10 protein-coding genes are annotated in these 12,440 nt (G+C 73.7%); 4 read left to right on the top strand and 6 right to left on the bottom strand.

Annotated elements, in window-relative coordinates; genetic code table 11:
* Positions 1–75 precede the first annotated feature (75 nt).
* From ACFPP6_RS27275 to ACFPP6_RS27265, 3 genes are all read right to left on the bottom strand, one after another.
* Positions 76–732 carry an HAD-IA family hydrolase gene (locus ACFPP6_RS27275; RefSeq protein WP_382047616.1) on the bottom strand — a complete coding sequence of 219 codons (657 nt, stop codon included), beginning with the start codon at positions 730–732 and terminating at the stop codon, positions 76–78.
* 90 nt (positions 733–822) lie between these two features.
* Positions 823–1,506 (bottom strand): alpha/beta fold hydrolase, encoded by a 684-nt coding sequence (locus ACFPP6_RS27270; protein ID WP_382047613.1) that lies wholly within the window; start codon positions 1,504–1,506, stop codon positions 823–825.
* An 83-nt stretch (positions 1,507–1,589) separates the two neighbouring features.
* Entirely contained in the window at positions 1,590–2,540 is a 951-nt protein-coding gene (locus ACFPP6_RS27265; RefSeq protein WP_382047611.1) for an NADP-dependent oxidoreductase, read from the bottom strand.
* Positions 2,541–2,660: 120 nt separating this feature from the next.
* On the opposite strand from ACFPP6_RS27265, the gene ACFPP6_RS27260 reads away from it, so the two are divergent.
* Positions 2,661–3,650: a GlxA family transcriptional regulator gene (locus tag ACFPP6_RS27260; RefSeq protein WP_382047608.1), complete on the top strand. Its 990-nt coding sequence runs from the start codon at positions 2,661–2,663 to the stop codon at positions 3,648–3,650.
* A gap of 21 nt (positions 3,651–3,671) precedes the next feature.
* On the opposite strand, the gene ACFPP6_RS27255 is transcribed toward ACFPP6_RS27260, so the two are convergent.
* Entirely contained in the window at positions 3,672–4,028 is a 357-nt protein-coding gene (locus ACFPP6_RS27255; protein WP_382047605.1) for a hypothetical protein, read from the bottom strand.
* A gap of 108 nt (positions 4,029–4,136) precedes the next feature.
* Here ACFPP6_RS27255 and ACFPP6_RS27250 point away from each other — a divergent pair, with 108 nt between their 5' ends.
* Together ACFPP6_RS27250 and ACFPP6_RS27245 are read left to right on the top strand one after the other, a co-directional pair.
* A complete protein-coding gene (locus ACFPP6_RS27250; RefSeq protein ID WP_382047602.1) occupies positions 4,137–4,577 on the top strand; it encodes a hypothetical protein in 441 nt (146 codons plus the stop codon).
* An 81-nt stretch (positions 4,578–4,658) separates the two neighbouring features.
* Entirely contained in the window at positions 4,659–5,180 is a 522-nt protein-coding gene (locus ACFPP6_RS27245; protein ID WP_382047600.1) for a pyridoxamine 5'-phosphate oxidase family protein, read from the top strand.
* A gap of 17 nt (positions 5,181–5,197) precedes the next feature.
* Here the strand turns inward: ACFPP6_RS27245 and ACFPP6_RS27240 are convergent, their stop codons facing one another.
* Positions 5,198–5,602 (bottom strand): DUF5997 family protein, encoded by a 405-nt coding sequence (locus ACFPP6_RS27240; protein ID WP_382047597.1) that lies wholly within the window; start codon positions 5,600–5,602, stop codon positions 5,198–5,200.
* A gap of 58 nt (positions 5,603–5,660) precedes the next feature.
* On the opposite strand from ACFPP6_RS27240, the gene ACFPP6_RS27235 reads away from it, so the two are divergent.
* Entirely contained in the window at positions 5,661–6,470 is an 810-nt protein-coding gene (locus ACFPP6_RS27235) for a LysR family substrate-binding domain-containing protein (RefSeq protein ID WP_382047594.1), read from the top strand.
* Between the two features lie 13 nt (positions 6,471–6,483).
* Here ACFPP6_RS27235 and ACFPP6_RS27230 read toward each other — a convergent pair whose 3' ends face one another.
* Positions 6,484–12,027: an outer membrane protein assembly factor BamB family protein gene (locus tag ACFPP6_RS27230; RefSeq protein WP_382047591.1), complete on the bottom strand. Its 5,544-nt coding sequence runs from the start codon at positions 12,025–12,027 to the stop codon at positions 6,484–6,486.
* Positions 12,028–12,440: the final 413 nt, after the last annotated feature.

Genomic DNA, 12,440 nt, shown 5'->3' with positions numbered 1-12,440 from the left:
CCGGCCCCGGGGCTCTCCCGGTCCGCGTGGGCGCGGGCCGGGAGAGCAAGGCGGGCGGGCCGCCCGGCAGCCCGCTCAGCCGACGAGGATCTCCAGCTCCCCGGCCTCGTCGACGCGGGCGGACACGGCGGTCAGGTCGGCGACCGTGACGTCCGCGTCGAGTTCGTCCGGGCGGTGCGTCGTCGTCAGGGCGATGGTCGCCATGCCGGCCGCCCGCCCGGCGGCCAGACCGGCGGGCGCGTCCTCGACGACGATGCACCGGGACGGGTCGACACCGAGCCGCTCGGCCGCCAGGAGGAAGGGCTCCGGGTGGGGCTTGTAGTGGGTGAGGTCGTCGTCCGACGTGACGAGGAACTTGGGGTGGATGCCCACCTGGTTGAGCCGGGTCTCGGCCACGCGCCTGCCGCTGGACGTCACCACGGCCCAGCGGTCCTGGGGCAGCGAGGCCAGCAGTCCGGCAGCCCCGGGCACGGGCACCACACCACCGGCGAGCGCGTCGGCCACCTCCGCATCGGCCAGGCGCCGGAGTCCTTCGGCGACCTGACCGGCGGGCAGGAGAGCTGCGGCGATCTCGGCCGCCGGCCGCCCGTGCACCTCCACGCGCGCCATGGCCTCCTCCAGCGTCATGCCGTACGACTCGACCCAGCTGCTCCAGACGCGCCTGACCGACTGCAGGGAGGAGACCAGCGTTTCATCGCTGTCGAAGAGGAGGGCACTCGCCGAAAATCGCATGGCTGGGAGCGTACATGGCGTGTCCATGCATCCCTCATGGGCGCCCACGCATCCGGTCCGGGCGGGTGGGCCCGCCCCGGAACGCGCGCTCTACGCGCGGGCGTTGCCGGCGGCCGACAGCAGGATCTTCAGGAGCTCGTCGGGGGCTCCCTGCATCACGTTGTGCCCGGAGTCCACGGCGTGCACCCGCCACGCGGGGTCGCGCCGCAGCCGCTCGTACACGGGCGTGAACGGGGAGCTGCCGGGCCAGCCGGTGGCGTACACGTAGTCCTTGCTCCGGAAGCGTTCGAGCCCGCCGTCCAGCTTGATCGCCTGCATCAGGGACGCCAGCGGGTGCGGGGTGGCGCGCGGGTCGAAGAAGGGCAGGGGCGCGCTCGTGTAGCCGTTCCCGCCGACCCCGCCGAGGTACCACTCCCGTTCGTTGTCGGTGACCAGCGACCAGCTGGAGTCCCCGTCCCGCGGCACGACGGCGTCGACGTAGACCAGGCCCGCCACCTTGTCCGGGAGCCGGTCGGCCGCGCCCGTGATGACCATGCCCCCGTAGCTGTGGCCGACCAGGACCACGTCGGTGAGCTGCTCGTCCTCCAAGAGGCCGACGACGTCCTGTATGTGGGTGTCCAGGTTGACCGAGGCGTTGAGCAGGTGCTTGCGGCTGCCGACTCCGGTGAGCGTGAGCGGGTAGGCCTCGTGGCCTTCCCGGCGCAGGCTGCGGGCGAGGGGTTCGAAGGTCCACGCGCCGTGCCAGGCGCCGGGGACGAGTACGAAGGTGGTCATCGCATACTCCTCGGTAGGTCTTCGGGTTCATGATCGCGGAGGGGTGCCCGCGAGGTGGGCCGGGGGCGGGCGGGAGGCCTCCGTCACCCGGCGACGGTCAGGACGATCTTTCCCGTGGTGCGGCCGCTGTCGCCGATCCCGTGTGCCTCGGCGGCCCGTTCGAGGGGCAGCGTCGTGTCGATCAGCGGGCGCAGCCGGCCCGCGCCGGCCAGTGCGGCGATCTCCTGCATGCCCGCCCGGTCGGCCTCCACGATCATGAAGGAGGCACGGAGCCCGAGCGGGGCCGCCTCCCGGGCGAGTGCGGCCTCGGCGGGGGAGGCGAGGGAGACGACGATGCCGCCCGGGCGCAGCGTCCGCAGCGAGCGCGGGCCGTAGTCGCCGCCGATGGTGTCGACGACCACGTCGACACCGGAGACCTCCGCGGCGAACTCGGCCCGCGTGTAGTCGACGAGTTCGTCGGCGCCCAGCTCGCGGAGCAGGTCGTGCTTGGCCGCGCGGGCGGTGCCGATGACGTGCGCGCCGCGGGACTTGGCGATCTGGACGGCGAGGTGGCCGACGCCTCCGGCCGCCGCGTGGACCAGGACGCGCTGCCCGGGGCGGACGCCGGCGACGTCCACGAGCGCCTGCCACGCGGTCAGCCCCGCCAGCGGCAGGGCCGCGGCCTCCACGTGGGAGAGGCCGGCCGGCTTGCGGACCAGGTGCCGGGCGGGCGACGTCACGTACTCCGCGTACGTGCCCGCGGGGAGCGGATGGCGGGGCAGCCCGAACACCTCGTCGCCCGGCCGGAACACGGTCACGCCCGGCCCGGTGGCCTCGACGACCCCCGAGACGTCCCAGCCCAGCCGGACCGGTGCGGCGCCGCCCGCGAGCCCGCCCGTGGCCCGGTGCCAGGAGTCGGTGGGGTTGACCCCGGCGGCGTGCACGCGCACGAGGACCTCGGCGGGACCGGGCTCCGGGCGCTCCGCCTCGACGATCCGGAGGGTCTCCGGGCCGCCGAAGGTCTCCTGGCCGATCGCACGCATGGTCCTCGTCATCACATCTCCCGCCGGGTGGTGGCCGGCCTCTCAGCGTGCCGTCCTCGTGGGAGCAAGATTTCCGCAGGTGGCAGGGGTGCAACGAGTGGCAAGATTGCCATTATCTGAAAGGATGTTGCCATGCACCGTGTCGTCGTCCTGGCGCTGGAAGGGGTCTACCCCTTCGAGCTGAGCATTCCGGTCCGCATCTTCGGTACCGCGACAGGCTCCGCGGGCGAGCCGCTGTACGAGGTCGTCACCTGCAGCGTCGACGGCGGCCCCGTCAGGACGAGCGCGGACTTCGCGATCGCCGTGGAGCACGGCGCCGACGCGCTGCGGACGGCGGACACCGTGGTCATTCCCCCCTTCACCTGCGGCCCCGCGGAGGAGAGGGACTGGTTCCCCGACGAGGTGGCCGCGGCGTTCGCCCTCCTGCCGCCGGGCGCCCGCATCGTGTCGATCTGCACGGCGTCGTACGTCCTCGCGGCCGCGGGCCTGCTCGACGGCCGCCCCGCGACCACCCACTGGAACGAGGCCGACCACTTCCAGCGGGCGTTTCCCCGGGTCAAGGTCGACGCGAACGTGCTCTTCGTCGACGAGGGGCGGGTGCTCACCGCGGCGGGGGTCGCCGCCGGCATCGACGCGTGCCTGCACCTCCTGCGGCAGGACCACGGCAGCGAGATCGCCAACCGGGTCGCGCGGCTGTGCGTCGTCCCGCCGTGGCGCGAAGGAGGACAGGCGCAGTACATCGAACGCCCGGTTCCGGACGCTGCGGACGCCACCACGGCGGCGACCCGCGCGTGGGCCCTCGAACAGCTCGACCGCCCCCTCACCCTGGCCGGACTGGCCGCGCACGCGCGCATGAGCGTCCGCACGTTCTGCCGGCGCTTCCGCGACGAGGTGGGCATGCCGCCGGGACAGTGGCTGCAGCAGCAGCGCCTGCGGCACGCGCGCCGGCTTCTGGAGACCACGGACCTGACGGTGGACCGCGTGGCGGCGGAAGCGGGCTTCGGCACCGCCGCCTCCCTGCGCCAGCACCTGACCGCCGAGACGGGGGTGTCGCCGACGGCCTACCGCCGGACGTTCCGGGCCGGGGCGTCTTCCGGTGGACCGGTGCCTGCCGGCCGGTGAGAGGGGCCGCCCGGCCCCGGTTCAGGGACGGGCCTCGCTGTGGCCGCATACCCAGGCCAGGGTGTCGAGCACCCCGTGGACGTAGTCCCTGGGCACCGTCCGCTGCGTGAAGTCCTCCAGCTGCGCTTGTGCGGCGTCCGCTTCGGCCGTCAGGGCCGCCAGGTCCGGGGCCCCCTCCGAGCGGCCGCCGGTGACGGGTGACACCTGTCCCCGGCCCAGGGCCCAGAGGTACGCGGTCAGGGCGCCGCGCGTGTACTGCGTCTGCCGGCCCGGCCCGGCCGCCTTCCTGTCGAGCCGGCGATGTGCCTGCTGGACCTCGGGGACGGGCCGGACACCGGCCCTCGGCCCTTCGGGATCGATGAGGTGAGAAGTAGTCATATCAGTACGCGTAGCCCGACCGAACGGTTCTACGCCTCGCGTATCGGCGCCCGGCTCCGGGGGTAGTCAGGGAGAGCGCATCCCGGCACTCCGGAGAAGGGAAGCATCATGGCGGACCACAGTGCGGCAGAGGTGCCCGGCGGCTCGAGCGATGCCATGGCCAATCCGGCGGTCGAGCGTGGCACGCTCTCGCTGACGCAGTCGGAGGACGGCGTTCCGACGCTGACGGTGAGCGGAGGGAACGCCATCGCCAAGGGAATCCGCGTGGTGGACGACTCGGGCAAGGTGATCGCGGCCTACGTGGGTTTCTGCGTCGACGACCTCAGCGTGGCCAAGTCGATGCAGAGCGCGGTGTCCGGAGCCGTCGCGCACTCCCTCGACGGCATATCCGAGAGGCAGGCCGCGAAGGCCGAGGCGCCGTCGGGCGTGATCACCGGGCACGCCGGCCCCGACACCCCGGTGAAGCTGACTCCGGACGAGTTCCGCGAGCAGGTCGTGACCACGTTGGCGACCGACCTGATCGACCTCTCCCGCGACCTGCGCCGCTGATCTCCTCTGCGGCGCTGCGGCGGCCGACCGGATGCGGGGTCCTCGCCGGAAGGGCACGATCGGCTCCAGGAGGAGACGCCCATGCCCGACACGGAACCCCTCGCCGCGCTGGACGAGCGCTACAGCAGTGCGCAAGCGACGGCAGCGGACTGGAGCGACGCCGTCACCGCACTGGCCCGGGCGGAGGTGTACTGGCTGACGACCGTACGCCCCGACGGGCGCCCGCACGTCACTCCCCTGATCGGCGTATGGGAGGACGGCGCGCTGCACTTCTGCACCGGCGCGGAGGAACGCAAGGCGAAGAACCTGCGGAGCAACCCGCACGTCGCCCTCACGACCGGCTGCAACACCCTCCGGGAGGGCTGCGACCTGGTCGTCGAGGGGGAGGCCGTGCGGGTGAGCGAGGAGCGGCGGCTGCGGCGGCTCGCCGGCGTGTGGGAGGCGAAGTACGGCACGGAGTGGCACTTCGACGTGGCGAACGGCGTGTTCGTCCACGGCGCCGGCGAGGCCCTGGTCTTCGCGGTGGCCCCCCGCACGGCCTTCGGCTTCGGCAAGGGGGAGCCCTACGGCCAGACCCGCTGGCGGTTCACCGGGAGCGGGTGACCAAGGTCACGGAGGGGTCAGTCCTGCGGGCCCTCGGCCTGGCCGTCGCGCGCCGCGTTCTTCTCCTTGATGCGCACGGCCTCCTTGCGGACCTCGGCCTGGGTGGCGCGCTCGCGCCGCAGCCACTCGGGCTGCTCGTCCTTCAGCGCGTCGATCTGCTCCGTCGTGAGGGGCTCGGTGACCCCGCCGCGGGCCAGGCCGGCGATGGAGACGCCGAGCTTCGCCGCCACCACGGGGCGGGGGTGCGGGCCGTTGCGGCGCAGGTCCTGCAGCCACTGGGGCGGATCGGCCTGCAGTGCGTTGAGCTCGCTGCGCGAGACGACACCCTCCTGGAACTCGGCGGGGGTGGCCTGGAGGTACACACCCAGCTTCTTCGCCGCGGTCGCGGGCTTCATGGTCTGGGCGGTCTTGTGCGACGTCATGCTGTCAAGGGTATCGAGCATGTGAGCTACCTCTGACCACGACCGGTAACCTGGCGGGGTGACAGGCTCGGAAGATTCCCCTTCGTTCCGGCTCGCGTATGTCCCTGGAGTGACACCCACCAAGTGGGTGCGGATCTGGAACGAGCGGCTGCCCGAAGTCCCACTGACGCTCGTGGCGGTGCCCGCCGCCGAAGCGTGCGAGGCGCTGCGGCGCGGCGACGCCGACGCGGGCTTCGTACGGCTGCCGGTGGACCGGCAGGACCTCAGCGCGATCCCCCTCTACACCGAGACGACCGTGGTCGTGATCCCGAAGGATCACGTCGCGGCGGCGGTCGACGAGGTCTCCCCGGCGGATCTGGCCGACGAGATCGTGCTGCATCCCCTCGACGACGTCCTCGGCTGGGAGACGCTGCCCGGGCAGCCCGCGATCGAGCGCCCCGCCACGACGGCGGACGCCGTCGAGCTGGTGGCGGCGGGCGTGGGCGTGCTGGTCGTGCCGCAGTCGCTCGCCCGCCTGCACCACCGCAAGGACCTCACCTACCGGCCGCTCTCGGACGCACCCGAGTCCCGCGTCGCCCTGTCGTGGCCGCAGGAGGCGACCACCGACCTGGTGGAGCACTTCATCGGGATCGTCCGCGGGCGGACGGTCAACAGCTCGCGCGGCCGTCCCCTGCCCCAGGCGGGTCAGCCGCAGGACAAGGACAAGGCCAAGGCCCAGGGCAAGGCACAGCCGAAGCAGAAGCGCCCCGGTACGGGCGGCGCGCAGCGCAAGCCCGCGGCCGGAAAGTCGGGCGGCAAGCCCTCCCGGGGCGGCGCGGCCGGCTCCAAGGGCGGCGCCAAGCGCGGAAAGCCCCGCCGCAGGCCGTGACCCGGGCGGTCTCCTAGGGGAGGTCGGCCGGGGTACGGCCGAGCAGCAGCTGGTCGAAGAGCGCGCCGCCGCCGTTGCTGCGCAGGCTGAGGCTGGTGACCCGCGGCAGCCTCCCGCCGGCCAGCGCCCACAGGTCCAGGCGCACGGTCGTCCACGCGGTGGGCAGCGCCGCGACCCTGTGCTCGACGAGCACCGAGTCGGGGCGCCATGCGGAATCCCCGGCGGACACCACGACCGCGGGGCTCGGCCAGGCGGGCCCGATCCGCAGCCCGATCCCGGTGGTCCGCGGACCGGCGGTCCTCCAGGCGAACCGGGCATAGCGGTACTGGCCCGGCCCGGGGTTCTCCGCGATCTCGAAGTTCCAGTCGGGGACCGCGTGGCCGAACGTGGCGCCCATGAAGAGCGGGTGAGCCTCGCCCGGCCCGTTCAGCCTCAGGCACGTGGCGCCGGAGTACGCGCCGCCCTGCTGGAAGGCGAACGCGGGATTGTGGCCGTGCTGCAGGGCGGCCCGCAGGTCGCCCACCCGTTCGTCGAAGAGGACCGCGCGGGACCGCCGGTTCAGCACGTCCCGGTGCGAGTTGCCCAGCGCCCGGCCGTGGAGGACCAGCTCGCCGAGGCGGAGGTTGCCCGCGGGCCAGGCGCCCCCGCCCGTGGTGACGAACCGGAACCGCGCGGCCTGCAGCGGCCGGCCAAGCACGTGGCTGTGCACCGCTTCGTCGGACAGCAGCAGGGGACCGTCGCGCCACAGCTCGCTCTCGGCTTCCCACCACTGGAGCCGCACGTCGCGCAGCCACGACTCGGGGTGCGCGGGGTCCTCGGCGAAGGTGACGCCGGTGAGCTCCACCTGGGTGCGGAAGGTGTCGACGGTCAGCAGGAACTTGCCGTGCCATCCGCTGTCCACCAGGTTGACCACCGACCAGGGCAGCCACGGCTCGGCGGGCGGGTCCGGCCTGCCGTCGTGGAGGATGCCGGTGGGGTTCTGCGCCGCCAGGCCGACGACCCGCACCGGGTCGGTCAGCTCGGCGCGGATCAGCGCGTGCGTGTCCGCGAGCAGGTTGGGCGTCAGCGGCAGGGGCGGACGCGCCGCGTTGCCCCAGCCGGTCCTGCGCACCACCGGCACCGGGTCCGGTGCGCGCAGCTTCGGGCGGACGTCGGTCTCGGCAGGGGCGAGCCTGCTCTGCCACCGCGGCCGCAGATCGGTCCCGTAGCGGATCACGGTCCCCGACCAGGTGGCCGCCAGCAGGTCGCCGCCGGGCAGCCAGGCCGGTACGGGCAGCGCCTTGAGATCGTGCGCCGCCAGGACGGTGCCGTCGCGGCTCAGCACGGCCAGGGTGCCGAGCTCGCTGCCCACGGCGATGCGCGTCCCGTCCGGTGCGACGCGGGGGCGCCGCAGGAGGTCGTCGCCGGTGTACGTCCACAGCAGGCCCCCGCCGGCGTCGACCGCCTTGAGCTGCCTGCCCGAGGTGACGGCGATGAACGACCCGTCGGCGGAGACGGAGACCTCCTCGGCGGCGACCGGAACCGTACGGACGAGCACCCCGCCGCGGATCACGAACAGGCGGCCGCTCCCGGCGTCCGACGGGATGACGACCGTACGCCGGTCCCCGCTGACCACCCCGCCCCCGAACGCCTCCGACCCGCTGGTGACCTTCATCGACCACAGGGTGGCGCCGTCCGCGGCCGAGAGACCGGTGATCGTGCCCTGGCCGAAGGCGACCAGCGTCGTGGCGTCGACGGCGAGCAGCCGCAGCGGGGCGCGCCGGTCCGCCCACCATTCGTGCGCCCACTTCCGGTTCCCCGCGCCGTCCCACACCGCGAGCCCGAGGTCGCCGGACGTGGCGACCCACGACCCGTCCGGCGCCACCGCGAAGTTGTTCAGCCCCGTGTCGTAGCCCCACTCGCCCCGCGCCCAGTCGGTGGCCCGCTTCGGGAGGCCGAACAGGGCGAAGCGGCGCTGCGGCGCCCCGGCCGCGTCCAGGAGGTAGAGGTGGTAGCCCTCGGCGCTGAGCACGTCGAAGCCCTGCACGGCGAACCCGCCGGCCACGGCCGTGGGGCCGAAGCCGAAGAAGTGCCCGGCCTTCTGCCGCCAGCTCGTCCGGCCGGTGGCGAGGTCGACGCCGTACAGGTTGTGGTCCCAGTTGAACGCGGTGAGCGCGGCGGTCCGGCCGTCGGACGACACCGCGATGTCGCGCACGTGCGGGCCGAAGGACTCCTCGGGCGCGGACGGCAGCGGCCCGTGCACCAGCGGCACGACGGCGTACAGGCGTGCGGGCACGCTGCGCAGGTCGGCGGTGAACTCGCCGCCGAGCGGGGAGACGGTCCTGCCGGTGAGCAGGTCGACGACCTTGTGCAGCAGCGGGACGTCCAGCTTCAGCTTGACCGTCACCGGGATCCGGTGGGACGACAGCAGGCCCACCCGCCAGGCCGGGCCCGGCTCCCAGTCGAGCATGGTGTTGTTGACGGCCCAGACGTAGCGGACGCCCCCGGCGGTCCACTCGCTCAGCAGGACCTCCGGGTTGTCGCACTCGGCGACCGGCGGCACGGCGGCCAGGGCCCGGCGCAGCACGCCGGCGTGGCCGAGGAAGTACCGGCGGAAGCGGTAGTAGGCCGCGTCGTCGTTCTGCGGCGCCTCGTCGTGGCCGACCCGGTCGAAGGAGACGCCGAGGGGCGTGAAGCCGGCGAGCAGATCGGCGCGGCACGTGCCGTCGAAGAAGACCGGCACCCCGGCGCTGCGCAGCGCCGTCTCCAGCGGCGGGTCCAGGGCGACGCGCTGACCGACGACGAGCACCGCGCCGTACCTGCGCAGGGCGTCGGCGCTGCCGTCCTCGGCGAAGACGAACGACGCCGGCCGGTGCGCGTACAGGCAGGCGTTGTAGGCCTCGAAGAGCCCGGCGAAGTAGCCGGTGAACACCTTCCCCTCGTCCACCTCCAGGCGCTGCATCCGGGTGGACACCACGATCGCGACGCGGTTCGCGTTCTCCGCGGCGGCGATCGCCGGCCCGAGCCGGGCGATCATGTCGAACGCGGCCCGCAGGACCGACGTCCTGCCCGCACCCCCGGAGCGGGGGTCCCCGGGCTGCGGTCCCGTCCCTCCGTTGCGCTCGTCGGCGAGGGCGCGGCCCCCGAGGTGCTGGGCGCCCGCGTCCCCGGTCATGCCGGTGCCGTTCGCGCCGCGCATGACCTGCTGCAGCAGGGTCGGCAGGAACATGCCGCCGGTGCCGTCGTCGTTCCACAGCTCGGGGTGGCCCCACACGGGCTTGCCCGGCCTGCGGCAGAAGTCGACCGCGTGCCCGGTGACCTGCGGCGGCTGGATCTGCTCCGCCTGGTGATGCAGGTCGACCTCGTCGGCCGGGCCGAAGATGATCTGCGGCGGGCTGTGGATCGCGCGGTAAGGCGCGGTCATCGCACTGATCCTGCCGGTGGACACCGTGTGCAGCACGGTGCGGAAGTGGGCCGCGGCATCGGCCTTGAGGGCGAAGCTCCGGTCGGTGACGGTGTCGAGCACGGCGGACCACGCCCCCGTGGCCCGCGCCGTCTCCAGCGCCGCCAGGTACGCGGCCCTCTCCGCGGGACTCCGCGCGGCGTCCGCCCCCACCTTGACCACCCACCAGTTCGCCGCCCAGCTCCACCCGCGGAACGCCGCGTAGGGCAGCAGCGCGGCGGTGGTCGCCCTGAGGGCGGCGTCCTTCTGTTCCTGGGTCCGGGGTTCGTGGTTGCGGGGGGTGTCGAACGGCAGCAGGGCGTCGTTGTAGAGCAGGATCGCCTGCTCCTGCATGCCGTACGCGCCGTACCCGGCGATCGTCCGGCGGCTCGGGTCCTCGAACACGGCCTTCTCCGGCGCGACCGCCACCGGGTCGGCGGTCAGCCGCGCGACGGTCTCCGGGTCGGCCGGCAGCGGTACGAAGCGGGCGGCGAAGTCGATGCCGAGGCGGTCGACGAAGAGGTTCAGGCCGAGCGCGCGGGCGCGGGCCAGGTGCGCTGCGGTCGTGTCCGGCACGTCGGCGAACCGCGGAAGGTCGGACAGGGCCTGGTCCAGGACCGCCCGGCGCGGGTCGGCCGGGAAGGAGAACGCGTAGATGTCGCCGTGCTGCACGACGTGGAATGCCGGCTTCTCGGCGAGGCCCGGGCCGATCTCGAGGTACTGCGGCGCGACGGTGAAGCCGGGAAGGCCGGCGTCGAGCACGTACCGGCCGGGCTCCCACGCCCCGGTGGACGCCGCGTCGAACGTCAGCTCCCCCTTGCCGCTGCGCAGCGTGACCTCGCGGGTCGTGACCTCACGGCCTTCGCGCAGGACCTTCAGCCGTACGGTCGCGGGCGGCTGCGCCCCGGCGGCCGTCCGTGCGAGAACGGTGACGGGGACGGCCTCGCCGCGGCCGTAGTAGAAGCGGTTCAGCGGGGTCAGGACCGACAGCGTCCCGCTCGCACCGCCCGCCCCGGGCGCGCGGATCTCGACCACGCCGTCCACGACGTAGTCGCTGTAGCGGCCGCCGACGTCGGGCGACACCCGCAGGTGGTGGAGACCACGGGCTCCGGGCGGCGGCGAGACCGCGCCGCCGGAGACCGGCAGCTCGGTGAACTCCGGGACCCCCAGCGGGCGCAGCCACACCCTGAACCGCGGGTCTCCGGCCCACCTGCCCCGCTCATGGGTGATCGTCAGCGGCACCGGCGTGCCCGCCGTCCACACCTCCGTCGCGTAGCTGACCACGAGCTTCTCGACGTCGGCGGCCACCCGCCGGAGCAGGGCGCCGGTCCGCCGGTCGTACACCTCGAACAGCGTGGCCGGATCGGACCGTCTCAGCAGGATCTCGTCGCCCCGCAGGCGCAGTTCCGTCGCCGCGTACCGGCTGTCCGGCAGCTCCAGGGTGAGCGAACCGGCGGGGGTGCCGTCCAGGCCGAAGATCCTGACCTCGCGCCCGGCGGGGAGCACGTGGAGACGGCCGTCGTCGGCCAGGTCGAACAGCCCGCGGCGGTCGGGCCCGGCGGGACCGACCCGGACGCTCCACAGTGGCGTGCCGTCGAACGCGGACGCCCACACCACCCCCGACGGCCAGAGCGTGTAGAGCCGGGACCGTCCCTCCGCCACCCGCAGGCCCACCGCGCCGCGGTCCGCCGAGGCGCCGAGCCGTTCGAGGCCGTGCACCGCCACCACGCCACGGGGGTTCAGCCGGAGCACCCGCAGTTCGTACTGGTCGATGCCGTAGAAGTCGCCGGACTCGCCCGCCTCGACCGCCGACGGAGCGGCATAGCCTTCCGCGTCGCCGGTGGTGAAGTCGTCGATGTGGCCCAGGGGCGCGAACCCGGCGTCCCAGAAGGCGATGCGGTGCGGGAAGTGAGCCTCCGCGGTGGCGATCACCCCTGCCGCATTGGCCGTGACGGCCAGGACCGCGTATCCGACCCGGCCCGCGCGCGGCGCCGAACCGTCCCGGGCGGTGCGCAGCGCGCGGCCGTTGCCGGGGGAGGCCAGGTAGACGTTCCCGTCCCGGCCGAGTCCCAGCCGTGCCGCTGCCACATCGAACTTCGGGTCGTACCGGGAGATGGTTTGCTCCAGAACCCTCATGATTGGCACCTTCTTTTCCAAAAAGGCCCGATGTGGCGCTCTCAGGCTCCCAGCAGGGGAGCGGCCGGCGCAATGGCCGATGCGGTGGTATGTGACGCGATGGCAGATATGGGGCTGCGGGCATGCGATGTGAATGCGGCAAGGTTCGCCGGACCGTGCACCCCTCTTGTCGCCGGCCCCGGGCGGGTGTTCGCTGGAACGAGGTAACCGCGCGTCGAAGGAGGACAGCCGGCCATGACCCTTCACGAGCCCGCCCCGGCGAACAGTGCCGACTGCACATGCGGACCGGGCTGCTCATGCTCATGCGCGTGCCACGGCGGCGGATGAGGCAGGCCCTCGGGTGCGGATGCAGCGCACCCGGATGACACAGGGGCCGGTCGGCGGGTGCCGGCCGGCCCTCGGCACGAGCCCGT

The sequence above is a fragment of the Streptomyces aureoversilis genome (assembly GCF_042657885.1).
In the GTDB taxonomy this organism is placed as follows: Bacteria; Actinomycetota; Actinomycetes; order Streptomycetales; family Streptomycetaceae; genus Streptomyces; species Streptomyces aureoversilis.
Note: the sequence above shows the minus strand (reverse complement) of the source record. Positions and strands in the feature narration are given on the sequence as shown.